The organism is Pedobacter sp. JY14-1 (assembly GCF_029269825.1).
Taxonomy (GTDB): domain Bacteria; phylum Bacteroidota; class Bacteroidia; order Sphingobacteriales; family Sphingobacteriaceae; genus Pedobacter.
The window spans coordinates 17,214-43,057 of record NZ_JARJHU010000009.1; the positions used below are offsets into that span (position 1 = coordinate 17,214).

Below are 25,844 nucleotides of genomic sequence, written 5' to 3' on the forward strand. Positions count from 1 at the left end.
CATAAACTCAATGGAAATCATAGCTACTACAAAGCCGCATTACCCGATATTAGATGGATTACGAGGTGTCGCAGCCATCATCGTTGTAACATTTCACCTGACTGAGCCGCTGGGGACCGGGCACCTGGATATTTTGGTCAATCATGGCTATCTGGCGGTTGACTTTTTCTTTCTGTTGTCTGGCTTTGTGATTGGCTATGCTTATGATGACCGCTGGCATAAGATGACTGCCGGTACTTTCCTTAAACGCAGGATCGAACGGCTTCAACCTATGGTGATATTAGGAATGACCCTTGGCGCAATCGGGTTCTATTTCACAGATTCAACGATCTGGCCACTCATTCATACTATCCCTCTTTGGAAAATGTTGCTGGTGATGCTCATCGGCTATACTATTCTGCCTGTTCCGCTATCATTGGATATACGAGGCTGGGAAGAAATGCATCCGCTTAACAGCGTTGGCTGGTCCTTGTTCTTTGAATATGTAGCCAATATACTGTATGCTATTGGTGTCAGAAAATTCTCTAAAAAAGCGTTGGGTATTTTGGTGTTGGTTGCGGCAATCGCATTGGCTCATATGGCCATTACGAGCCCTAATGGAGATGTAAGCGGAGGTTGGACGTTAAACATGGAACAGGTACGTATAGGGATCACCCGGACAATGTATCCATTCTTTGCAGGTCTGCTGCTTTCAAGAATAGCTAAACCCACACGTATTCGTCATGCTTTTTTTTGGTGCAGTATTTTGATCGCTGTTGTCTTATATATGCCGCGCATAGGTGGGGCTGAGCATGTCTGGATGAACGGGATTTATGAATCTGTGTGCATCATCATTGTTTTTCCATTGATTGTTTATCTTGGTGCCAGTGGTGTAGTACATTCCCAGACGGAATATAAGGTCTGCAAATTCCTGGGTGATATATCCTATCCGCTTTACCTGGTACATTATCCTCTGGTGTATTTTTACGTGGCCTGGATCAGCAACCACAAGGGCATGACCATCGTGCAGGCCTGGCCTTATGCATTGCTGATATTGGCAGGTAGTATCATTCTGGCTTACGTCAGTCTGAAGTGGTATGATGAGCCTGTTCGTAAATGGATGAGGAAAAAGCTCGGATAAGCATGTTAAGCGGGGACGTGCGAATTTAGCGAAAGGAGTACTTCGCCTAAATGGCGGTTATAATCCTTATAATAGCCGTCCAGGCGTTCTCTTGTCGCATTTTTTTCCAGATCGTGGAAATGGAACCCTGGAATTCTGCTCATGCCGACAAACTGATTCATCTTATGAAAGCCGAATAATACACCATCGTCGACCGACTTCTGGTCGAAGAATTCGCCAGGCAGCGTAAATGCCGTATCTGGCGCATTCCAGGTGGTGGTTACCATATATTTTTTAGATTGCATTAAGCCTCCTGTTCCGTAATTAACTTCAGGATCTCTCCTGCTTCTCCCGTCGCTCGCGTAAATGCCGTTCTGATGGCCTGCAGAAAAAACTTCATCTATATACTTTTTCAAGCGGTTGGGTAACTGAAACCACCAAATAGGTGTATGGTATACGACAATATCTGCCCATTTGAAATTTTCTACTTCGGCCAATGCGTCGAAATCGTCATTTATGTTAGTAACGCGGAATTGAAATCCATTTTTACTCAGGAAAGATGTCGTCCAGTTTGTTAGCGTATTGTTGAACGTGCCGCCTGAATGGGCGAAGGCCTGACCTCCATTAATGATAAATACCTTCATTTTTTTATAATTTAAATTATTGATACTGCAAATTTCTATCAGATATTTATATTATCAAAACAACTTAAATTGTATATTTGTATCATAATAATGATAGTATGAAATGGAATTTAGAATGGCTTAGAACGTTTAAAGCAATCTATGAAACCGGCACGCTGTCTGCGGCAGCACAGGAATTATTTATTTCTCAACCAGGTGTAAGTCTGCATTTGAATTCACTGGAAGCGTTTACAGGATATAAATTGTTTGATCGATCAGCTCGGAAAATGGTGCCAACTGAAAAAGGAAAACTCTTATATAACTACATACTGGAACCTTTAAAGAAACTGGAAACCGGTGAGCAGCATTTTCATAAGCGTTCGCAGGAGGAAAGAGTGACTATCAGTGTAGGGATGTGTTTCGAAACTTTTCAATACACTCTGGAGGAACATATTTCAAGTTTACCTTTTAATCTTATCATTAAATTTGGTGAATATCCCCAAATGCAGCATGATCTTGATCATGGTCTGCTGGATCTGATTATCACGCCTCAAAGAGGAGATCAGCAGAATTTGGTATACCGGCCGTTCTCTAAAGAAAGAATAGTATTGGTTGCGGGCAGTAAAACCAACACGCTGGAATTAGAAAACCTGCTGCATGCACGTAAAATAAAGGAGGCTGCTCATTTGCTGAAGCAGCAACTCTGGTATAGTACAGCTGCCGATATGGACCACCTCAGAAACTTCTGGAAAAAACATTTTGGTGAACATCCTGATTTTAGCCCTAACTTCATTGTTCCTAATATCAGTTCAATTATTCGCTGTCTCGGTGATGGAGTGGGGTTTTCAATAGTTCCGGATTTTCTTTGTGCTGAAGCCATGGCTTCGGGCAAGATAAAGCAAGTATGGGAAGGTAGTAACCCGCTTGAAAATATACTTTACTTCGGAACAAGAAAGAAAACCATGTATAAAGAGGAAATCGTACAACTTGAGGGATTGCTGGAAAAGAAATGGGATTTGGTTTCGCAAAAATAATAGACAAAAAATGTTAGATTACAGGAGAAATTAATCTGTTTGATATGGATAATTCAAGAGTTTACAAAATGTCCTTTGCGAGTGTTTATCCGCATTATATAAAAAAGGCTGAGAAAAAAGGCCGTACAAAAGCTGAGGTTGATGACATCATTTTTTGGCTGACAGGTTATGATGAACAGACCTTACAAAAGCATATTGAGCATAAAACGGATTTTGAGACCTTTTTTAATCAGGCTCCTCAGCTGAATCCAAATAGTTCGAAGATCACTGGTGTGATCTGTGGTTATCGTATAGAGGAAATAGAAGATGAACTGATGCGGAAGGTTCGTTATCTGGATAAACTGATAGATGAGCTGGCCAAGGGAAAGACAATGGAAAAGATTTTAAGAAAATAAAAAAAAGCCCCGGATGTATCCGGGGCTTTTTTTTATTATGTCAGTCCTGCTGAATTTATTTAGCGGCTTCTGCTGCTTTCTTATGGTCGGCAAGGAATTGCGCCAGGCCTGTGTCTGTTAATGGGTGCTTCAGTAATGCTGTGATTGCTGAAAGTGGTCCTGTAATTACATCTGCGCCTATCTTGGCACAGTTTACGATATGAAGCGGCCCGCGAATGGATGCAGCCAGGATCTCTGTTTTGTATTGATAATTATCAAAAATGATCCTGATATCTTCAATTAATTGTAGACCATCTGTAGAAATATCGTCCAAACGACCGAGGAAGGGAGATACGTAGCTTGCGCCTGCTTTTGCTGCCAGTAAAGCCTGTCCCGGAGAAAAGATAAGTGTACAGTTTGTTCTTATCCCTTTTGAGGTAAGATATTTAATCGCTTTAACACCGTCCTTGATCATGGGAATCTTTACAACGATCTTAGGATCTAAAGCAGCAAGGGCTTCACCTTCTCTGATCATTTCTTCATATGTAGTAGAAATGACCTCTGCACTTACATTGTCATCTACGATCGCACAGATGGCCTTGTAGTGGTTAAGTACATTTTGTTCTCCTGTGATGCCTTCTTTGGCCATCAGGCTCGGATTGGTGGTTACACCATCAAGTACACCTAAATCCTGCGCTTCTTTTATCTGGTCGAGGTTTGCAGTGTCAATGAAGAATTTCATATCTGTTTTATGTTTTAATTTATTGGTTAAAGTTCAAACGATACTGCTGGTACCGCTACGTCACGAAATTAAGGATTTTAGACGGTAAGTCCTTTAAGAAACCGGAATAATAAAAGGAATGAGCTGCCAGAGTTTAAAAAAAGGGCAAGCACCTCTTATCGCATCGCTACAACCTTCTACCCTTGCTGTGTTCCCACCCTGGGGGAGTTCAAAGGGAGCTGATCGTAAAAGACTTGCCCGGCGCAAATGTAGGAAAAGACATCAATTTACAAAAACTTAAATAGGTTTTATTTGGCTTTTTTTGCTATTTTTAAATTAAAGAGTTGGTGCTAAGAACTTTGGAGCATCTGTGGTTTTATTCATGGACAGCAGATTTTGCAGAATGCCTATTAAGAGATAATTATTTGTCAGTTAAAATGATTCTAAATAGCGGCGTTGTGAATGTCATAATTTTAGCCTTCTATGCTTGTTAATATGGCAATTATGCATGGTATATTTTGGAAACTGCAGCCCAATTTGGAAAAAATATGAAAATATTATAATTCGTCGATTTTTTCTCGTATCTTAGTGTCGTAAATACACTATACCAAAACTAAATATTTAAACGGACTTATGGAACAATCACAAGATAACCAAGGGTTATATGATCAGCGTTTTGAGCATGATGCTTGTGGTATTGGCTTTGTTGCCCACATAAAAGGCAGAAAGTCACAGCAGATCATCTCGGATGCGATAACCATTCTTGAAAATCTTGATCACCGGGGGGCAGTTGGCGCCGAAATCAATACGGGAGATGGTGCCGGTATTATGATTCAGATACCACATGAATTCTTCTATGATGAATGTCTGAAGATCGGGTTCAGCCTGAATGAATCCGGAGACTACGGCGTTGGAATGCTTTTTCTACCCAAAGATGTGAAAGCAAGAGAGGAGTGCAGGGAAATTATTTATCGTGCAGCAGAGAAGCTGGAACTTGAGATTCTGGGTTTCAGAAAGGTGCTTACCAATACACAAGGTATTGGTGATATGGCTTTGTCTGTGGAGCCAGAGATGGAGCAGGTTTTTGTAGCAAGACCTCACTCGGTGGCTTTGGGAGCTGATTTCGAGCGTAAACTGTATGTTTTTAAAAACTATCTGATTAAAACAATAAACAACACTGTCAAGGGGATAAATGGTGAATTTTATATTGCGTCGTTTTCTTCAAGGACTATTGTTTATAAAGGGCAGCTTACCTCTTTGCAGGTGAGAAGTTATTTTACTGAGCTTAGTGACAAACGTGTCGTTTCGGCTTTCGGTCTGGTGCATTCACGTTTTGCAACCAATACGTTTCCATCATGGCGGCTTGCACAGCCTTTCCGTTATATTGCGCACAACGGCGAGATCAACACACTGCAGGGTAACCTGAACTGGTTCCGCGCCAGTGTAAAGTCATTTGCCTCGTCCTATTTTACTCCTCAGGAACTCGATATCCTGTTGCCTGTGATTGATGAGACCAATTCTGACTCAGGATGTCTGGATAATGTGGTGGAATTGCTCATGCATTCCGGCCGCTCACTGCCACACGTGATGATGATGCTGATCCCCGAAGCATGGGACGGCAATGAGGATATGGACGAAGTAAAGAAAGCGTTCTATCAGTTCCACGCAACTTTAATGGAGCCCTGGGATGGTCCTGCAGCGGTTTCGTTTACAGATGGAAACATCATCGGCGCTACACTGGATAGGAATGGTTTACGTCCGCAACGGTACGCAATTACAGAAGATGATCGTGTGATCATGGCCTCAGAAGCGGGTGCTCTTGTATTGGACCAATCCAGGATTATTGAAAAAGGACGTCTGACTCCAGGAAAGATGTTTGTGGTGGATATGGAACAGGGCAGGATCATCAGTGACGAAGAAATAAAAAAACAAGTTTGCGGAAGCAAGCCTTACGGTGACTGGATCAATAAGTACGCAATCAGGCTTGAGGAGTTACCGGAGCCAAGGCTGGTATTCAGCAACCTCTCAGAAGAATCTATCTTCAGATATCAGCAGGTATTTGGCTATACCAGGGAAGATGTGGATCTTTTACTGAAGCCTATGGCGCAGGAAGGCAAAGAGGCTATCGGTTCTATGGGTACAGATATTCCGTTAGCGGTGCTTTCACAAAAGCCTCAACACCTGGCTTCTTATTTTAAGCAGCTGTTTGCACAGGTAACTAACCCGCCTATAGATCCGATCAGGGAAAAGGTGGTCATGAGCCTGGCAGGTTTCATGGGCAATAACGGGAACATTCTTGAGGAGGACCCAATGCAGTGCCACTGCGTGGGGATCAAACATCCGGTATTAACGAATATGGAACTGGAGAAGCTAAGAAGTATAGATACAGGTGTATTCCAATCGAAAACCTTGCAAAGTTATTTCAGGGCCGATGGAAAACCTGGCTCCTTAGAGCGGGGTCTGGACAGGCTTTGCCGTTATGCAGTTGATGCAGTTGAAGACGGATTTCAGGTGATTATTCTTTCTGACCGCGCTCTGGATTCTGAACATGCGGCCATTCCGTCATTATTGGCTGTATCTGCAGTTCATCATCATTTAATCCGTAAAGGCCATCGTGGTGCAGTAGGTATTGTTGTGGAGGCGGGTGACGCATGGGAAGTACATCACTTTGCAACATTGATCGGCTTTGGTGCAACTGCGGTGAACCCTTATCTGGCGCTTGAAACCATTACGGGTTTTGAAAAGGAGTTGGAAATGACTCCTGAGAAGATGATCAAGAATTATATTTATGCGATCAATAGCGGTTTATTAAAGATATTCTCCAAGATGGGCATTTCTACCTTGCAGTCTTATCACGGTGCGCAGATTTTTGAAATACTGGGTATCAATAAGGCTGTGGTAGACAAGTATTTTACTGGTGCGGTTTCACGTATCGGTGGGCTGGGCCTTGATGAGATTGCAAAAGAGACCCTTATTAAACATAACCGTATCTTTAAGCTGGCTAACCGTCCGGATGCTATCTTACCTACGGGAGGAAACTATAAGTGGAAACGTAAGGGTGAACAGCATTTATTCAATCCCCAGACTATCCATTTGCTGCAGAATTCCACACGCAGAAATGATTATACTATATATAAGCAATATGCAAAGCTGGTTAATGACCAGACGACGCAGGCTTATACCATAAGAGGCTTGTTTGATTTTAAATACACCCGACCTTCTGTACCATTAAGTGAAGTTGAGCCAATAGAAAGCATTATGAAGCGTTTCGCAACCGGTGCGATGTCTTTTGGTTCAATCTCTCATGAAGCACATTCCACACTGGCTATTGCGATGAACCGAATTGGCGGAAAGAGTAATACCGGAGAGGGTGGTGAAGATGAACTGCGTTATGAACTGCTTCCAAATGGCGATTCCATGCGTTCATCTATTAAGCAGATAGCGTCTGCACGCTTTGGTGTGACCAGTTATTATCTGACCAATGCAGATGAATTGCAGATTAAGATGGCTCAGGGCGCAAAGCCAGGAGAGGGTGGTCAATTACCGGGTCATAAGGTAGATGAGTGGATTGCAAAGGTCCGTCACTCTACCCCGGGTGTTGGTTTAATTTCTCCTCCTCCGCACCACGATATTTATTCTATCGAGGATTTAGCTCAGCTGATCTTCGATCTGAAAAACGCGAACCGGGCAGCAAGGATCAATGTAAAACTCGTTTCCAAAGCCGGAGTAGGTACAATTTCTGCGGGTGTGGCTAAAGCTCATGCCGATGTGATCCTGATCTCAGGATTTGACGGCGGAACTGGTGCCTCTCCTTTGACTTCTATACAACACGCAGGTCTTCCCTGGGAACTTGGCCTTGCCGAAGCTCATCAGACACTTGTAAAAAACAGATTGAGAAGCAGGGTAGTATTACAAACAGATGGTCAGTTAAAAACCGGCCGGGACATTGCGATTGCTACTTTGCTGGGTGCTGAGGAGTGGGGTGTAGCTACTGCTGCGCTGGTAACTGCAGGATGTATCATGATGCGCAAATGCCATTTGAACACATGTCCTGTTGGTGTAGCTACCCAGGATCCCAACTTAAGAAAACTATTTACCGGTGAACCTGATCATGTCGTGAACCTCTTCCGTTTCCTCGCTGAGGAATTGAGGGAGATCATGGCTGAACTGGGCTTCAGGACTGTAAATGAAATGGTTGGACAGGCGGACCTGCTGACTGTGCGTAATATCGACGAGACGGAATGGAAGCAAAAGGATCTGGATTTTTCAAAAATCCTTTTCAAAGCTCCAGATAACGGCCTTAGTCTGTACAATACAGAGGTGCAAGACCATGGTCTTAACGAAATACTTGACCATGAGTTGGTGAAAGCCGCACGTCCTGCACTGGAATCTAAAGAACCGGTATATTGTGAATTTGAAGTGAAAAATACGAACCGTTCTATTGGTACGATGTTGTCTAATGAAGTTTCTAAGGTTTACAAGAGCCAGGGCTTACCACAGGATACGATCAATTTCAAATTTAAAGGATCTGCAGGACAAAGTTTTGGTGCATTTGCTACCAAAGGAATTTCACTGCAACTGGAAGGAGAAGGTAATGATTATGTAGGAAAAGGACTTTCCGGTGCACGGTTGTCTATCTACCCATTCCCGGAAGTAAAATATGTACCTGAGCAAAATATCATCATCGGTAATGTTGCCTTATACGGTGCCACTTCAGGAGAGTTGTTCGTAAGAGGACAAGCAGGCGAGCGTTTTGCGGTACGAAATTCAGGTGCAACGGCTGTTGTTGAAGGATTGGGTGACCATGGTTGTGAATATATGACGGGGGGAGAAGTGCTGGTGATTGGTGATACGGGAAGCAATTTCGCGGCCGGTATGAGCGGTGGTGTAGCCTGGGTATATGATGTAAAAGGTGAATTTGCGGGTAAATGTAATAAGGAAATGGTTGATCTTGATCCGCTTGATGAACAGGATGAGTTGCGGATCAATCACTTATTAAAGCTACACGTTCAGCTCACGGACAGCAACATTGCCAAGTTCTTACTCAGCGACTGGGCAACTCAGTCTGCACATTTTATCAAGGTATTCCCTAAAGAATACAAAGCAGTATTAATGAACAAAACCAACAAACTTACGATATCTTAAGCCATGGGAAAAGTAACTGGATTTTTAGAATATGAAAGGACCGCTCCTGGCAAAGAAGATGCTAAAGCGCGTTTAAAACACTATAATGAATTTGTACAGGAGCTCGCAAAGGAAGAAGTAAACCGACAGGCTGCGAGATGTATGGATTGTGGGGTGCCGTTTTGCCAGTCGGGATGTCCGTTAGGTAACGTGATTCCCGAGTTCAATGATGCGGTATATAAGGGAGATTGGCATCTTGCAACAACTATTTTGTTGAGTACCAATAACTTTCCTGAGTTTACCGGCAGAATATGTCCGGCGCCTTGTGAGTCTGCATGTGTGTTGGGGATTAATAAAGCGCCGGTATCTATTGAAGAGATAGAAAGGCACATTATTGAGATCGCTTTCAGTAAGGGATATATTAAAGCTGAACCCCCGTTGATCCGCACAGGTAAAAAAGTTGCGGTTATCGGTTCGGGCCCTGCAGGTATGGCCGCTGCTGCTCAGCTAAATAAGGCCGGTCACGAAGTAGTGGTTTATGAACGTGATGATACTCCAGGCGGGTTATTGAATTATGGTATCCCAGATTTTAAGCTGCAAAAGGATATAGTAGCCCGCCGTATCGCGCTGATGGAGAAAGAAGGTGTTGTATTCAAATGCAATGCAAATGTGGGCGTAAATGTAGAACTGAATACCCTGTTAAGAGAAAACCAGGCCATTATCCTGGCCGGAGGCTCTACGATTCCGCGTGATTTACCTGCAACAGGAAGAGATGCAAAGGGTGTGCATTTTGCTATGGATTTTCTGAAACAGCAAAATAAGCGTGTGAGAAATTTCGGAATTGAAGGAGAGGAAATACTGGCTACGGGAAAAGATGTCATTGTAATTGGTGGGGGAGATACTGGTTCCGATTGTATCGGTACGTCTAATCGCCAGGGCGCAAAATCTGTGACCCAGTTTGAGATTATGCCTATGCCAGCTTCGGAGCGGACCTCAAATATGCCATGGCCCACGTATCCTATGCTGCTGAAAGTGACTACTTCTCATGAAGAAGGGTGCGAGAGAGGCTGGGGTGTGAATACAAAGGAGTTTCTGAAAGATGAAAACGGAAATCTGCGTGCAGTAAAAGTTGTAGATGTAGAATGGGAGATTGATGCAAACGGCCGTCCTTTGAACTTTAAGGAGAAACCGGGATCTGAACGTGAGTTGCCTTGCCAGTTGGTATTGTTGGCCATGGGATTCCTGCACCCTCAGAGAGAAGGCTTGCTGGAAAACCTGGGTGTTGAACTGGACAACAGAGGTAATGTAAAAGCTGAAGAAGGTAAGTATCAAACCAATATAGCCAAAATCTTTGCGGCTGGTGATATGCGCCGTGGTCAGTCGCTGGTTGTCTGGGCAATTTCTGAAGGCCGGGAAGCTGCACGTAAAGTTGACCAATACCTGATGGGGCATAGCAGCCTGCCATCAAAGGATGGAATTCCTTATGCATAATAAATGGTTTAGTGTATTTTTAACCGTTTAGATAAGAAAAGCCCCGGATATCCGGGGCATTTTCTTTTAGGTACCTTTATCAGAACCTGATCCGCATACCAATACCCAGCTGAAAAATGTCATCGAAGGTAAGTGCAGACATATTCTGCAGATAGTTGATCAGGTAGTAATCATTGGTATTGGCCTCGATGTACACTCCTACCGTTTTTATACCGGTGTTTTTTAATAATTTATCCGCCTTAACGGAAATTTCACTGTTCACGGCGAGATGAGGCCTGAGCGCTTCTGACCAGTAATAATAGTCGTGTGAATACTGGCCACCCGGGAATTTGAAGGACAGGTCTTCATGAAATGTATAAGTAGCGAACATGCCGGGGTTGAACGGATAGAAATTTCCCCAGTTTTTTAAACTGATGCTCCAGGGCTTATAGGCAACTTTTACAGTTGCAATATTCAATACGCCACCTTTATTTCCGGGAACAAAGCCATACATCAGATCAAGATTGCCACGTTTATTAGGAAACAGGTCGTAACTGGCCCCACCGCTAAAATACCCAATGCTGCCGGCATATTGTATGATGGCCTGATCGGGAATCAGAAATTTAAGTTTTTGTGCTGAGGATTCCAGTGTAAACAATGTCAGAAGCGGGAGGAACAGTTTTATTTTAGAAGTAGACACGCTCGAAGGTAAGTTTGTTGTTGATAATTTGTACCAAAAGAAATTCGTTATTCTGTACGGCACTGGTAATTATGTAGGGAATGCCTGATTTACCTGGGTAGAACAACTGGTAATTGTGTGCATGTGCATGTAAGGAAGCCAGGAAGCCGGTCGTTTGGGCAAAGGTACTGGTGTACTCATTTAAAAGATCGCCGTCGAAGTCAACTGAATTGGCTGGCACGTGTGAAATTGCTATATATCCGGTAACCCCGTTCTCCGGTTTGAGCTCATTTCTAAGCCAGGAAATATCCGGTACTTTTCCATTGAAATTATATTCTCTGCTATTGCTGTCATGACAAACAAATTTGATACCTCCATAAACAAAAGTATAATTGAGCTCTCCGAACATTTTCAAGAATACTTCCCTGCCGCGCGCCGTTTCGTCGTGGTTTCCAATCACCGCTACATAAGGGACTTTGAGTTTGGTTAACGATCTGGAGATCCAGTTCATTTCTTTAAGGACACCAAACTCAGATATATCACCGTCCAGTACGACAAAATCGATGTCGTTTCGGGCATTAACTGCTTTGACAAAAGCAACAGTCTCGTCTCTGGATTTTTGAGTGTCACCGGTAAGAATAAAGCGAACGGTGTTATCATTTTCGCCTTTGCCCAATCTTTGCAGGTTGGTTGCGTTGATGTTTTCCAGGGATATCCTGTCAAATGCCTGGTTTGGGCTGAATTCAAAGTGATTACAACCGGTGACCGCCAACAGGCAGATCAGTAATGGTAGAATTGCTCTCATATATATGTGCAAAAAACACCATTATTCCGGTAAAGTTTGTCAGGGCTAATTCATCGTAGGGCTTTTTTTACCCGATCTTAACATTTCAATTGTTTTATTGATCCTTGCAATCCTGGTTTTCTCTTGCTTTGCTGTAAGTATCCAAAGCACATACTCTTTTTTATGGGAGTAAGCAAGTGTATTGAAAAATTCAGCCTCAGCTGGATGCGCAATCAAAGCTTTTTCAAGATCCGGAGGTGGAATGACCTTTTTAAGTTCTACATTAATGTACTCTGAGAAGGAGTTAGTCCTGATCTGAGCGTTGCCGGTACCTGATTTTTTTACAGCGTCTATAGGTTTAATGCGAGGAGCGGTCCAGGTACTGTCTATCGCTGCTGATCCGCATGGGGTCAGCTTATAATCTTCGAATTCGCTCCATTTTTCCATTTTAAGATCGCTGGGAATACCCGAATCCTTTTTGGGATATGCAATCCATACGATCTTTATACCATCGATATGCGGTGCCCAGATTTCAAGGGCATTAGATAATTCAGCACTGTTCCTAACAAAGATCAACAGACCATCAAAGGACATGCTGCTGTCGGTAACCATATGGACCCCCGATGAAGCTCCGGGTTCGAAATTTCCATTTTCAGGTTTGTTGGCCAGGAGTATGTTAAACCCTGGCTTGAAATATAGCTTTTTCAGTACCGAATTTTCCGTTTTTGTTTAATTCAGCTTCAATTTAGCGAAGAAATCCCAAAGGACAATACCTGCTGAAACTACAATGTTGAATGAATGCTTTGTGCCAAACTGAGGTATTTCTATGCATTCATCAACGACTTGCATCACCTCGTCACTTACTCCGTTTACTTCATTGCCAAATATAAGCGCATATTTACCCGAGATGGCGGGCATGTAGTTGTTGAGCATGATGCTTCCGGAGGCCTGCTCAACAGCAACGATCTGATATCCATTCGAGCGTAATTCCGTTAAAGCTTCAAGGGTACTTTCAGAGTAAGCCCAATCAACGGATAATGTTGCTCCAAGAGCAGTTTTTTCAATTTCACGATGGGGTGGGACTGCTGTAATTCCGCAAAGGATAATCTTTGACAAGGAGAACCCGTCTGCTGTACGGAATATAGAACCCACGTTATGCATACTCCTGACATTATCCAGCACTACTACAAGGGGCAGCTTTTCCTGCTCCTTGTAGCCCTGCAAATCGACGCGGTTCAGTTCGTCCAGTTTTAGTTTTTTCAAAGCAAGTTATATTTCAGAAGCACCATTTCCAATCTCGCTGAAATATACGGTTGGTGCATAACCGATCAGGTCTGTATAAAAAGAGGTCAGGTTCTCTGTAAAATCTTCTTCCTGGCCTTTTTTAAGTAATGCAATTGCACATCCGCCAAAGCCGGCACCGGTCATGCGTGCACCTACAACATGCTGGTACCCTGTCGCAAATTCAACAACGGCATCCAATTCCGGACCTGTAACTTCATAGAGGTCCTTTAATGATTGATGAGAAGCATACATCAGCCTGCCAAATTCCTCAATATTGCCTTCGTTCAGTGCTTTCGCAGCAGAATGTACACGATCGTTTTCCTTAATTACGTGTGTAGCCCGCTTCAATACCGTTCCGTCAGTTATGAGATGGCTATGCAAAGCGAATTTTTCAGCATTCAGTTCACATAGATTGTTAAGCCTGATCTCTGTATTCAGTGCCTTTAGTGCCGCTTGGCACTCCGATACCCTTTCATTATATTTTGACTCGGCCAGTTTCCTCGGCTTATTGGTGTTTATGATTGCCAGTTTATAATCGCCAAGGTTACAGTCTACGACCTTATGTTTCAAGCTATCACAGTCAAGCATTAAGGCCTTATGTGCTTCGCCGAAAGCAACGGCAAATTGGTCCATGATGCCGCAATTTACACCGATAAATTGATTTTCTACCTTTTGGGCCAGTAAAGGTATCTCCACCTTCTCATAACCCAGGTTGAGGAAATGGTTCAGGGCATAAGCCATAGCGACTTCTATGGAAGCAGATGAAGAAAGTCCGGAACCAATGGGAATATTGCCAAAGAACAGTAAATCAAAACCTGTGGTAATTTCGTGCTTTTGCTGTATCTCGTTAAAAACCCCTAATGGATAATTGAACCATTCGGAGCCTGTCTTTGTATAGCTGTCTGAGAGTGGTATTTCAGCTTGTTCACTAAAGTTCATGCTGGAAAACCTGATCACTTGCTCATGGTTCGGGGCAAGTGCTAACCAGGTTCCTAACGTAACCGCACAGGGCATTACCAAGCCGCCGTTGTAGTCAATATGTTCGCCAATGAGATTAACCCGGCCAGGAGTGAAGTAGTGGGCTGCAGGTATCCTGCCGTATTTTTCCTGGAATTTCTCGGTTAGTTCAGCTTTCATTGTAATATATTTCAGATTTATGTTTTAGTTTCGATAAAGTATTGATACTATTGCTGTAATTTTTAAGCGGGCTAATATACAATTATGTACCCGTATCCGCTAAAACAGAACCAATAAATAGTATTAAAATCACTTATGAACGCGAAGCTCATCAAGACCGGAAAAGTAATAGACAACAAAGAAATATTGGCTGTAGAACTGACAAACAATAAGGGAACTTATGTTAAAATCTACAATTACGGAGCCATAGTCAGTAAGTTTGTTGTTGTTAATGCAGACGGGGAAAAGCAAGATATTGTGCTTGGCTTGGATGATTTTGAGGATTATGTACAGACGGATTATTTAGAAAACTATCCTTACCTCGGGGCAGTTATCGGAAGATATGCGAATCGCATCAAAAATGGTGAGTTCAGTATTGATGGTGTACCCTTTAAGCTTGCGCAGAATAATGGCAGTGATTGCCTGCATGGCGGACTCAGGGGTTTTGACCGGAGGGTATGGGATATACTTCCTACAATTGATCCCAGCGTCACTTTACAGTACTTAAGTCCGGATGGTGAAGAGGGTTTTCCGGGAAATCTTGCTGTACAATTGACGTTTAAGCTTACCGACGAAAATGAATTAATTCTGGATTATAAGGCAACGACAGATATTCCAACAGCTATTAACCTTACCCATCACGGATACTTCAACCTCTCTCCGAAGGGTGGTAACATAGGCAGCCACATTCACCATATGCCTGCCAGTTATTATCTGGAGCAGGATAGTAACTATGTAGTAACAGGAAAGCTTGTTGCAGTAGAAGGTACCATTCATGACTTTCTGGGCCCTAAGCCAATAGCACAGGACTGGAATGCCCAGGAAGGTTACGATCAGACCTATGTACTGGATAAGGAATATGGAACGCTCACCCTGGCTTCAGAAACTTCGGAAGCCGAAAGCGGACTCACCTTATCTGTGTATACCACAGAGCCGATTGCGCATTTTTATACAGGCAAATATATTAATGTCAGAAATGCGAAAGGAGGTAAAGATTATCATGCATTCGAAGGATTTTGCGTAGAGACACAGCACCATCCAAATGCCATAAATATTCCTGCTTTTCCGGGCACGGTACTCCGTCCCGGAGAAGAATACCACCAGACCACCATCTTTAAGATCGGCCTGACCTCTATTTAACCGTTATTGCCTGCTGCTCTGCATTGCGTTAGTGTTTTCTAAGTTCCAGTAACTGTTTACCGGCTAAATAGAAAAGGCACCGATCCGGTGCCTTTTCTATGAATAAGATATTTCTAATTCAATACGGCAGCAAACCCACCGTTACGTACCATCTTGACGTCCAGCTGATCTCCGGATTTTACCTGTTTCGTTTTCTTTCTGTAATCCATTGCCTGGCGTCCGGCATTAATGCCATCTTCGAAATAAGTAATGGTGTAGGTTTTACCTGGTTTCAGAAAATCAAGCTTAAGGCTAAAGTTCCTTTCCTTTTCCTTTCCATTACAGATACCTCCGATGAACCACTGTTCACCTTTGCGCTTAGCTACAATCGCGACCTCGCCAACTTTTGCCTCCAGTGCACGGGTTTCATCCCAGGTCGTTGGTACCTTTGTGATGAATTCTGTACAATCTGCATTTCTGTAGTATAATGTAGGATTATCGGCCAGCATTTGCAAAGCACTTTCAAATACAACAAACAAGGCCATTTGATAAGCCCTTGTACCAATACTTGCCGCATTTGGCCGTTCAGCTCTGTATACTTCAGGTTGCATGCTCAGCATCGCACCCGGTGTATAGTCCATAGGACCTACCGCATTCCGCATAAAAGGAAGAAACAGACTATTATCAGGCTTTGTGCCTCCCATTTGCTCCATTCCTCTTACACCTTCGTAAGAGATCACATTTGGATACTTATATTCGAGACCAGCAGGTTTGAAAGCACCGTGGAAGTCTACAAACAGATGATGTTTCGCCGCCTCTTTAGCAACGTTTTCATAATAGTTGACCATCCACTGGTCACTCCGGTCCATAAAATCGATCTTGACGCCCTTTATACCCCATTCATTGAACGTCTTAAAGAGATCCATGTGATTGTGTACAGTCAGCCATGTCAGCCACAAGATAATACCCACATTTTTTTCCTTGCCATAACGGATCAGTTCATGGACGTCTACCTTTGGGTTAGGGGTATAGGGATCACGCGTATCCTTGGCCCAGCCCTCATCCATCACGATATATTTGATGCCATATTTCGATGCGAAGTCTATATAATATTTGTAGGTTTCCAGATTATACCCCGAGACAAAGTTGACATCAGGACCATAAGGTGCGGCATCATTCCACCATTCCCAGCTTGCCTGCCCAGGCTTTACCCAACTAACATCCTTCAACGCGCTCGGAGCAGCGAGTTTCAAAGTCATGGTATTTTCAATGATCTGGGTGTCATTATCTGTAACTACAAAATACCGCCAGGGAAAACTTCTCGTACCATTTGTACGGGCTATATAATCTGCCTCTTTAAGGATTTTCTGGCTACGGTCGCCATCCTCACCAAATTCCAGCGGCGCTTTCGGAAACGTCGCTGTTGCACCGGAACCGGTTCCTTTCAGAAACAGGCAAGGATAGTCAGAAAGGTCAGATTCACTGATTAGTATCTTATGCTGTTTCCTGGTGTCGATCAATACAGGTAAGTTAGACATTTTACTGTCAGCCTTCCAGTCTGCTGAGCTGACGGTGGTGTAGTTGTCTTCATAAGAGGTTTTGAAGCCGCCCGGCTGCTGAAGATGCAGTGTGTAATCCCGAGGGAAATTTAACGCTACTTCTTCGTTAATTACATCGACGCTACCCTTTTTAGTGGTAACGAAACGATAGGCAACTCCCTCATTGTAGGCTCGGAACTCTACAGCATAATCACCCTTAAAGTTTAGTAATAACGAATTGTAATTGTTACTGACTGTCGAGAATTTTACAGGAAAGTCAGGTTTAATGGTACCCGTACCTTTGCCCGTTTTTGCAGTGGTTATTTTTGGAGCCCTGCCCAGCACTTCGTTACGAAGCGACAGAGAAAGGTAATTCTTGTCCAGAAGCGTCTCTTCGCCGGAGATAATGCTATAATAGATCTTGTCTGTAACGGTAACCGTTACTTTCGTCTTGCCATCTGGGGAACTTAAGGCTTTAGATTGTCCCTGGGCGTTTGACTGAGCATACAAACCTGATATGGTAAGCACCATGATCAGAAATTTCCTGAAAATTTGTTTCGCTGGTTTTGGCATAGTGTGCTGTAATTGTTATTAGTGTGCGCCACTAAGGTAGCAAATTCTATACTATTTTGACCTGCTCAGGAAACCAACAAGATCAATAATTTCGGTATTGGTAAGTGTTTCAAACAGCCCGTTGGGCATCATAGATACCGGCATGACCTCGCGTGACTGTATGTTCGACTTATTGATCACGACTGCATCCTGTCCTACGATACGCATCGTCATCTGCCGATCGTTTTCTGAAATGATATTGCCTGAATAGGTGCGTCCGTCTCTGGTGGTAATGACCACCAGTTTATAGTCATCCTGAATCTCGCCACTGGGTTCAATAACGTTAAACAACAAGTAATCTACCTTTGAGCGATTGGAACCAGTGAGATCAGGTCCTATGTTTCCACCATTCCCATACATTTTATGACAACTTCCGCAAGTCCGCATAAAAAGCTGCTGGCCTTTAACCAGGTTAGCCTTGTCCAGGGCCTTCGGCGTCAGCAATTCACGATACTTCTTATAAGCAAGTTCATTGGAAGGCAACTGGTCTATGGGACCCCAGATTTCTACAAAACCACTTCCTACAACCCTTCTCAGCTGCCTGGCAACATTGGCGGGGACATCGCGCTTTTCTATCATCTTGTCTTTGATCGCAGTTGCCAGCAACCAGCCGGACTTTGGCCTTGAGGCCAGTGTTTCAATAGCTGATGCCTTGTCCTTTTCGCTGAACTGGGGGTATTTCTTCAAAAGCAACCGGGCAACATTTTCATCGTCATAGCTGGCAATGGCTTTAATGGCATCACTACGCAGCGCCTTGTCGTCCAGTAACCTGGGCAGATCCTTTAGCAACTCGGGGCGCTGCTGGGCCGAAAGCGCCAGCAAGGCCTTTCTACGCTCCTGTTCTGGCGCAGTTGCAGTTCTTAATGTGGTGAAATATTGTGCGGCTGCCTCGGTATCCCCAAAATACTGTGCAATTTCCAATGACAATTGCTTGTTCCGATCTCCCTGAGACTGCAATTTCTGATAAGCCACCTTCCAACCGGCAGGCGTTTTCAGGTCAGTCCTTCCTTCCAGACCATCGCGCATTCCTGTTATGATTGCGGTATCTACCCGCGTTTGCCCGCCGATCCAGGTTACAAGTTCATTTGTAGACTCAGCATCGGTTATGCGTCTGGCGGTAAATTTCCTGATCATACTTAATTTACCGCTGGCTGCCATATCCAATGCTTTGCGGGGATTTGAAGCCACAAGAGGTTCTATGCCATACCACAGCATTTTCGGGAGGTTATAGTCTTGCTCATCTTCTTCATGGCGTATCAGGTTACCGGCAAGCGTCCATCGTTGTGACTGCGGAATCCGCTGTAATGCTGAGGTGAGATAAAGCCGGACAACAGGGGAGGGGTCCGTATTCGCAAGCTGCTCAAATTTGGTGATGGTTTCGGGATCAGGTATGTTGTCTTGCGACAGGAACTGAACTGCCCAGCCACGGACATAAGGTTCCTGATCGTTAAGTGCCCTGAGCAGTTGGAGCTTGTCCAGCCCGTTGCAAACATACAGTGCCCACATCGCCTTTAGCCGATGTTCTGGTAATGTGGCTTGTGTAAATAACTGTCGCAGCGATTCCAGCGTTCCTTTTTTCAACTTGCCTTTCGCCGCCCTGTTTTGCAGGATCAGTCTGGCCCTTCGGGAATGCCAGTCACTTTTACTGGTCTGAAGCCCTACCAGTTCCTTATCAGAAAGCTTGCTGAGATCAGCATACCGGTTCTTAAAATCAACAGCATGTGTTTCCTTAGGCGCAATTCTGAACACGCGCCCGGTTTCCTTGTTGAGTACCGAGCCTCCGCAGATATCGGCATCGTGCCAGTCAAGTACATAGAGATTGCCATCCGGGCCCACAGATGTACTGAAACCTACCCATTGCGCATTGTTGGCAGCCATCAGATCCTCACCGTGAATTCCCGTAAATCCCGAACCCCTTGGTTTCAGGATATCGGTGAGTATTGCATGCTCATGAATATTTGCCATGAAGATCCTCCCTTGCTGATCTTCCGGAAATGCGTCTGACTGATAGATACTTGCACCTCCATGTGCGGAACGGTGACTGTGATCTGCTATCGTTCGGATATCGGCATAGGTATAGGGGTTGAAGTGTTGTCCACCCTGGCGGTGATAAATACCACCTGGAATAATATACCAGAGATGCGGTATTACACATGCGGTGATGAAGATCTGTCCGTTAGCATCATAATCAATACCCCATGGATTACTGAAACCATGGGCGACTACTTCAAATTTGTCTTTAAGTGGGTGGTAACGCCATACACCACCATTGATGTCTACGCCTTCTCCTTTCAGGATATCGTCATCAGGAAAAGGCTCTTTGTGACTGTAGAGTTTTCCCTTGCCTTCGGGCTTTCTTATCCTGGACGGTGTCGCAAATCCCTGGCATCCATACAGCCATCCATCTGGTCCCCAGTGAAAACTGTTTAATGTTTCATGACGGTCCCGGATGCCCCAGCCTGTCAGACGGACCTCGATGTTCTCCATATCTGCCTTGTCATCACCATTCTTATCGGGTATGAACAGCAGGTTAGGCGGAGCACCAATAAATACGCCGTCGAATCCTACGGCCATCGCCGCGGGAAAAGGGATGCCATCTGCAAATACTTTTCTTGTGTCAGCCTTGCCATCATGGTCGGTATCTTCAAGAATGACAATCCTGCTGTTGCCATCGTTAGAGAATCCGGCGGACCTCGACTCGTAGTCCCGGTTTTCGGCTACCCAGAGTCTGCCCTTATCGTCCCAGCAGAATGCCATTGGCTGTGTGATCATGGGTTCTGCAGCAAATACACCAGCTTTGTAACCATCTTTGAGTGTCATTGCCTGCACGGCCTCTTCAGGAGTAAGGAATTTGGCGTCCATTCCTTCCTGTTTGGCCAGTGCCCAAAGATCTACGGTTGCCCATGACGGATCCTTGCCGGCAAATTTTGCCCATGCCGTATTGAGTTCGAGGTCGTGGAAGGCACCCGTATATACCATCAGCTGATGGTTGATGGTTTCTGTTTCCCCCGCTTTCATTGTCCAGTCAGCATCGTGCATGCGGACAGGCCCGACACCAAGTTCATGATCAACACGCCATTTTTGAGGATAGCCTTTGTTTCCGGGATGATCAAATATGGCAATATGCGCCCGGTCTGTCCGGCCTTCTACCTGCATTGCAATATCTACCCATGTCGAGCGCTGGCCCTCAGCCTTTTCATTACGCTGCCTGGCCGCATTGACGACCTCCCCATCAATGCCAGGTTTCCAGGGCATTCTTAAAAACAACCCGCCATAAGGATATTTTGCTATGGTCAGATCAGTTTTGGCCTCTCCCTTCCATTCCAGCGTCAGCAGAAACTTGTCGTTTTCAAGCTCCATTTTCCAATTCTGTATTTCCGTCATCAGTGTTGCACCTTTCTCATCAAGCAGATCATAGACGGTTTGCCATCTTACATTTGGCCCGGATTTTTCGGTGATCCTGGCAGCAACTCTTTTCCAGAAACCCTTACCTGGGTTACTGAAATAATCCCTGCCGTTGACATTTGTCAGCCCCCAGTAGAGACCAGTCTGATGTTTATGGTGCGCCGGACTAAACTCGGTAAGCACACCTTTACCGTCAGGAGATGCGATCGGATGGATGTATGGACGCATATCATCTTCGGCATGTTGCGTAAGTACGGTCTGTCCGTTGTCTTTACGGATAATTGTTATTGTTCCCTTTTCTTCATTTTGTACTGCTTCCAGCGTATTGTTGTCATATGGAGTCAGGTCAAGGAAAAAAGACCCCACCCAAAGCAGGAAAAGGAGTGGGGTAAATAATAAAATTGGTTTTAACATGGTTTCAGGATCACATTTGGTCGCTTAAATATAAGCTAAAAATTTGTATATACAAGTGGGCGCTTTCCTGCTGTAAGTTATTGATACCATGTACTTGTATTATAATTATGCACAATGAGTACCCAGTGTGCAGGAACCTAAAATCTGAGTTGACGCAATCAGCCTCTTATTTTGTCGGTTTAACGCCATCTGTAAAAACTTTACAGACCTTAACTTAGCGTAGGTTTGAAAACCAAGGATAAGCTTAAAGCAAAAACTATGAAAACAACAACGGTAGTACCGCAGGTTGCTTGGATATCCTGCGTTGCGATATGATTAAACTTCTGTAAGGATTTATTTCTGGTTAACGATGGTCACTACTACCGGCAAGTGGTCGGAAGCATGTATGCCGGTAATCACCTGATGTTTTTGAAAATCGAGTCTTGAGCCTTTCTTTAGGAAGACAAAGTCAATTTCGGAAACAGGGTCTACGTCGGGTATAGTCGGAGGACAATCTACCGTACAGCTTCGTATAAATTTGTCTTCCATTATTTTCATCGCGGGGTTCGAAGCCTGGAAATTAAAATCACCGGCCAATATCACCGGTTGCTTTCTGCCTCCCAGGATACGGTTGATCTCCATTACCTGGAGTATACGGTGTTCGTCCTTAAGGTCCAGATGAGTGCAGGCGAAATATACCGGGCCTATATGGGGTATATTTACACTTGTGACAGCAAGAGCGCGTTGTTCGTATTTCAATCCTTCCTTAAACGGCAGGGCGAACCGTTCTGTACTCCTGATCTTATATTTTGAAAGAATGGCAATACCATACGCTCCGTCTTCATAATCAATACCTTTTGAAAAAAAAGCCTGCATACCTGTCAACTCCGCGAGCTTCCTAACCTGATCGACACCGCCGCTCCTCCTGGTGTTTACATCAAGTTCCTGTAGGGCAACCAAATCCGGATCCTGAGTTTTGATTACCGTTGCAATGGCTTCTATATCTATAACATCTTTCCTGGCTGGCGGATTGGCATGATGGATATTATAAGTCATTACTTTCAGGATATTTTGCGAAAATCCCTCGAAGGGAATGACGAGGAACAGCATAAATAAAATGAACAGTTTCATTTGCCCTCGATAACTGATGACTGGTTTAACATTTTGTAGCACTGGCTGGCAATCTCATATTCCTCATTAGTAGGGATGACCAATATACGAACCCTGGAGCCATCAAGGCTGATATCCCGTAACATTTTGTCCCGTACCGTATTTTTTGCAGGGTCGATCTTTATTCCCAGATAATCCAGGTTTGAACACGAAAGTGCGCGTATTGCGGCATCATTCTCTCCGACACCCGCCGTAAAGATCAGCGCATCAACGCCATTCAAAACTGCCGTATATGCCCCAATGAATTTTTTGATCCTGTAAACATATAAATCTACAGCAAGTCTTGCTTCTTCGTTGCCTTCTTCAATGCGCTGACGTATATCCCGCATATCTCCAGTCCCGCCAACGCCGAGCAAACCGGATTGCTTATTGAGCAGTTTACTGAGCTGTTCAAGTGTATATCCTGAATGTTCCATCAAATGGAAGATGACCGAAGGGTCAATATCTCCCGAACGCGTTCCCATCATCAGTCCGCTTAAGGGTCCGAAACCCATTGTGGTATCTATTGACCTGCCCTTGTCAATGGCAGCCATACTACAACCATTTCCCAGATGTATACTGATCAGCTTTGCATCCGGCTTGTCCAGCCACAGCGCAGCTTGTTCACTTACATATTTATGGCTTGTGCCATGAAATCCATAAACCCTTATGCCATAATCTTCGTAATAGGACCGGGGTATTGCATACCGGTAGGCCTGCTGCAGGATACTTTGATGAAATGCAGTATCGAAAACAGCGATCTGTACCGCCTTTGGGAAGGTTTCCTCTGCTACCTCAATACAGGAGTAATTTGCCGGATTGTGCAAGGGTGCCAGAGAGAACAACTTTCTGATTTGCTGTTTCACCTTGTCCGTTATCATTGCAGCATCCGAAAAAGCTTCACCGCCATGTACCACACGATGACCTACCGCCATAATGTCGTCGGGGCTCTCAATAAATGGTTCTTCACCCTCAGAAAGCTGGTCAAGTACCTGCTCCAACGCCGCCCTGTGGTTCGGAACCACACTTCCGCGTTCACCGATACGCTCTACTAAACCGCTGGTCAACGGGATTTTCCCCGGCATCTCAAACAACTGGTATTTTAACGAGCTACTGCCCGAATTGATCACTAAAATTTTCATTTGCAGTATCCTATTGTAAGTCCTGGCATTGGATCGCCGTAATCACCACTGTATTGAAGATATCGTCAACTGTACAACCACGGCTCAGGTCATTGATCGGTTTATTGAGACCCTGCAGCATCGGTCCGATTGCAAGTGCGCCCGTTTCCCGTTGTACCGCTTTGTAGGTGTTATTACCTGTATTCAGGTCAGGGAATATCAGGACACTGGCACGTCCCGCTACCTCAGATCCGGGCAGCTTTTGCCGGCCTACCAGCGGGTCTACTGCTGCGTCGTATTGTATCGGCCCCTCTATCTTAAGTTCGGGATGCCTTGCCCTTACTATAGCGGTAGCTTCGCGTACCCGTTCTACATCTTCACCTTCTCCTGATGTCCCTGAAGAGTAGGAGAGCATCGCTACTCTCGGCTCAATTCCGAACCTTGCACTACTTTCCGCAGATGAAATTGCAATTTCAGCCAGTTGCTGCGCCGTAGGATTAGGGTTAACTGCACAATCCCCAAAAATTGCCACGCGTTCCGGAAGGCACATAAAAAAGATAGATGATACTACAGAAACACCAGGCCTTGTCTTTACAAACTGAAGCGCCGGTCTTATGGTATGTTGTGTCGTATGTACCGCTCCGGAAACCATTCCATCGGCATCTCCCTTATAAACCATCATTGTTCCATAGTAAGAAACATCCGTCATCATATCCCTTGCCATCTCCATATTGACCTGCTTGGCCTTACGAAGCATATACAATGTTTCGACGTAATCGTCATATCGCTCCGAGGTAGCCGGATTGTGTATGCGTACTGCATTCAGATCTAGGTTCAGTCCCAGCTTCTTCACCAGCACACCGATCTCTGTCGCATCGCCCAGCAAGGTAATGTCTACAATATCCTGTGCAATAAGTTTTTCAACCGCTTTCAATATCCGCTCATCATTTCCTTCCGGCAATACGATATGTTTCTTCTGCCGCTTCGCCCATTTGACCAGCTGATATTGAAACATATGCGGTGTAATGCCGGTGTAATTAAATGTGACGATTTTGTTGTCCAGCACCTTACTGTCTACGTAACGTTCAAAAAGATCAATAGCCATAGTGATCTTTTTCCTGTCATCAATAGTTATCCTGGAGTGTATCGCACCTATGGTCGTGGTTGTCTCAAAAGTGCCCTTTTTTACAGATATGATCGGTATTACTGTCTGCAGACCTTCAATAAGCTTCAGCATAGGATCGTCAGGCAGGCTTCCTGCCGTAAGCACAATACCAGCTACCTTGGGATAATTTGCCGAGAGGTTAGCCTGTAAGGCGCCAATGATGATGTCACCCCGGTCACCAGGGGTAACGATCAGGACATTTTCCTTGATATGCTTCAGAAAATTGGGCAGCATCATTGCACCGGTTACAAAGTTGTCCACCTGATTGTCCATCAAAGACTCACCGAAAAGTACTTCTGCATTTAACGCCGTTGTAATCTCTTTCATCGTCGGACTTTGCAGCGCTGTCTCTACCGGAATAACAGCGATCATCAGCTCAGCAGGAAGCTGGTTCTGAAAGGCCTGTCTGATCCGCTCTGCCTCCTCAGGATTAACCATATTGGCCACAACGCCAAGTACCTGTACGTCACGTTGAAGGAAGTTACGGTAGATATTGATGGCCGACTTGAATAACTGGCTTGCCGTCTTACCTCTTCCCGACACTACGATCAGGACCGGGGCGCCAAGATTTTTTGCCATCAGTGCATTAGATTCGAATTCAAATGCGATCCCTTCACCAAGGAAGTCGCTTCCTTCTATTACCGTAAAATCGTAATTATCCTCAAGTTTCTTGTACTTGCTTATAATTGTATTGATCACAGATGCGTTTCCTTCATTGTCGATCTGATGCATCATTCCCTGACGGGTAAATGCGAAGGCATCCTCATAGTTGACAGGAAGAGAAAAGTAACCGAGCATTGCGGCTACGTGTTCGTCCTTCTTGTCCGGGTCTTCCTGGGCTATTATGGGTTTGAAGTAACCGACCTTTTGCGTTTTCGTGAGCAGCATGTTAATCAGGCCAAAGGCGATTACTGACTTACCCACGTAAGGTTCTGCGGAAGCGATAAAAATATTTTTGGTCATAAACCTGGTTT

The 25,844-nt window shown here is 44.5% G+C and carries 18 protein-coding genes and 1 other RNA gene; 6 read left to right on the forward strand and 13 right to left on the reverse strand.

The window, feature by feature from the left end; all coding sequences use genetic code 11:
- The first annotated feature begins 10 nt into the window (after positions 1-10).
- Complete coding sequence (locus P2W84_RS17190; protein WP_276091399.1) at positions 11-1,120, forward strand: acyltransferase; 1,110 nt, start codon at positions 11-13, stop codon at positions 1,118-1,120.
- A 5-nt stretch (positions 1,121-1,125) separates the two neighbouring features.
- On the opposite strand, the gene P2W84_RS17195 is transcribed toward P2W84_RS17190, so the two are convergent.
- A complete protein-coding gene (locus tag P2W84_RS17195; protein ID WP_276091400.1) occupies positions 1,126-1,743 on the reverse strand; it encodes an NAD(P)H-dependent oxidoreductase in 618 nt (205 codons plus the stop codon).
- 98 nt (positions 1,744-1,841) lie between these two features.
- Between P2W84_RS17195 and P2W84_RS17200 the strand changes: the two genes are divergently transcribed.
- Together P2W84_RS17200 and P2W84_RS17205 are read left to right on the forward strand one after the other, a co-directional pair.
- The gene (locus P2W84_RS17200; RefSeq protein WP_276091401.1) at positions 1,842-2,756 is read left to right on the forward strand and encodes a LysR family transcriptional regulator; all 915 of its coding nucleotides are present in this window, start codon (positions 1,842-1,844) and stop codon (positions 2,754-2,756) included.
- A gap of 44 nt (positions 2,757-2,800) precedes the next feature.
- Positions 2,801-3,151, forward strand: a complete 351-nt coding sequence (locus tag P2W84_RS17205) for a DUF2200 domain-containing protein (RefSeq protein WP_276091402.1) — start codon at positions 2,801-2,803, stop codon at positions 3,149-3,151.
- 55 nt (positions 3,152-3,206) lie between these two features.
- Here the strand turns inward: P2W84_RS17205 and fsa are convergent, their stop codons facing one another.
- Positions 3,207-3,872 (reverse strand): fructose-6-phosphate aldolase, encoded by a 666-nt coding sequence (gene fsa, locus P2W84_RS17210; RefSeq protein WP_276091403.1) that lies wholly within the window; start codon positions 3,870-3,872, stop codon positions 3,207-3,209.
- A gap of 139 nt (positions 3,873-4,011) precedes the next feature.
- Positions 4,012-4,111: signal recognition particle sRNA small type (gene ffs / locus P2W84_RS17215), an RNA gene on the reverse strand.
- A gap of 373 nt (positions 4,112-4,484) precedes the next feature.
- Between ffs and gltB the strand changes: the two genes are divergently transcribed.
- Positions 4,485-8,996, forward strand: coding sequence for a glutamate synthase large subunit (gene gltB, locus P2W84_RS17220; protein ID WP_276091404.1), 4,512 nt, complete (start codon positions 4,485-4,487; stop codon positions 8,994-8,996).
- 3 nt (positions 8,997-8,999) lie between these two features.
- Entirely contained in the window at positions 9,000-10,466 is a 1,467-nt protein-coding gene (locus P2W84_RS17225) for a glutamate synthase subunit beta (protein ID WP_276091405.1), read from the forward strand.
- 79 nt (positions 10,467-10,545) lie between these two features.
- On the opposite strand, the gene P2W84_RS17230 is transcribed toward P2W84_RS17225, so the two are convergent.
- The 5 genes from P2W84_RS17230 to P2W84_RS17250 form a co-directional block, all read right to left on the reverse strand.
- Positions 10,546-11,145: a hypothetical protein gene (locus tag P2W84_RS17230; protein ID WP_276091406.1), complete on the reverse strand. Its 600-nt coding sequence runs from the start codon at positions 11,143-11,145 to the stop codon at positions 10,546-10,548.
- A complete protein-coding gene (locus tag P2W84_RS17235) occupies positions 11,132-11,929 on the reverse strand; it encodes a metallophosphoesterase (RefSeq protein WP_276091407.1) in 798 nt (265 codons plus the stop codon). The genes P2W84_RS17230 and P2W84_RS17235 overlap by 14 nt, the downstream gene beginning before the upstream one ends.
- Positions 11,930-11,974: 45 nt before the next feature.
- A complete protein-coding gene (locus P2W84_RS17240; protein WP_276091408.1) occupies positions 11,975-12,520 on the reverse strand; it encodes a YdeI/OmpD-associated family protein in 546 nt (181 codons plus the stop codon).
- Positions 12,521-12,637: 117 nt separating this feature from the next.
- Positions 12,638-13,171 (reverse strand): RNA methyltransferase, encoded by a 534-nt coding sequence (locus P2W84_RS17245; protein WP_276091409.1) that lies wholly within the window; start codon positions 13,169-13,171, stop codon positions 12,638-12,640.
- Between the two features lie 6 nt (positions 13,172-13,177).
- Complete coding sequence (locus P2W84_RS17250) at positions 13,178-14,329, reverse strand: galactokinase (protein ID WP_276091410.1); 1,152 nt, start codon at positions 14,327-14,329, stop codon at positions 13,178-13,180.
- Positions 14,330-14,464: 135 nt separating this feature from the next.
- Between P2W84_RS17250 and P2W84_RS17255 the strand changes: the two genes are divergently transcribed.
- The gene (locus P2W84_RS17255) at positions 14,465-15,508 is read left to right on the forward strand and encodes an aldose epimerase family protein (RefSeq protein WP_276091411.1); all 1,044 of its coding nucleotides are present in this window, start codon (positions 14,465-14,467) and stop codon (positions 15,506-15,508) included.
- Positions 15,509-15,621: 113 nt separating this feature from the next.
- Here P2W84_RS17255 and P2W84_RS17260 read toward each other — a convergent pair whose 3' ends face one another.
- From P2W84_RS17260 to pta, 5 genes are all read right to left on the reverse strand, one after another.
- Positions 15,622-17,598: a glycoside hydrolase family 97 protein gene (locus P2W84_RS17260; RefSeq protein WP_276091412.1), complete on the reverse strand. Its 1,977-nt coding sequence runs from the start codon at positions 17,596-17,598 to the stop codon at positions 15,622-15,624.
- Between the two features lie 51 nt (positions 17,599-17,649).
- On the reverse strand, positions 17,650-21,456 hold the full coding sequence (locus P2W84_RS17265) for a PVC-type heme-binding CxxCH protein (protein WP_276091413.1): 3,807 nt from the start codon (positions 21,454-21,456) through the stop codon (positions 17,650-17,652).
- Between the two features lie 333 nt (positions 21,457-21,789).
- Positions 21,790-22,566 (reverse strand): endonuclease/exonuclease/phosphatase family protein, encoded by a 777-nt coding sequence (locus P2W84_RS17270; protein ID WP_276091414.1) that lies wholly within the window; start codon positions 22,564-22,566, stop codon positions 21,790-21,792.
- Positions 22,563-23,726: an acetate kinase gene (locus tag P2W84_RS17275; RefSeq protein WP_276091415.1), complete on the reverse strand. Its 1,164-nt coding sequence runs from the start codon at positions 23,724-23,726 to the stop codon at positions 22,563-22,565. The genes P2W84_RS17270 and P2W84_RS17275 overlap by 4 nt, the downstream gene beginning before the upstream one ends.
- Before the next feature lie 10 nt (positions 23,727-23,736).
- Positions 23,737-25,833, reverse strand: coding sequence for a phosphate acetyltransferase (pta, locus tag P2W84_RS17280; RefSeq protein ID WP_276091416.1), 2,097 nt, complete (start codon positions 25,831-25,833; stop codon positions 23,737-23,739).
- Positions 25,834-25,844: the final 11 nt, after the last annotated feature.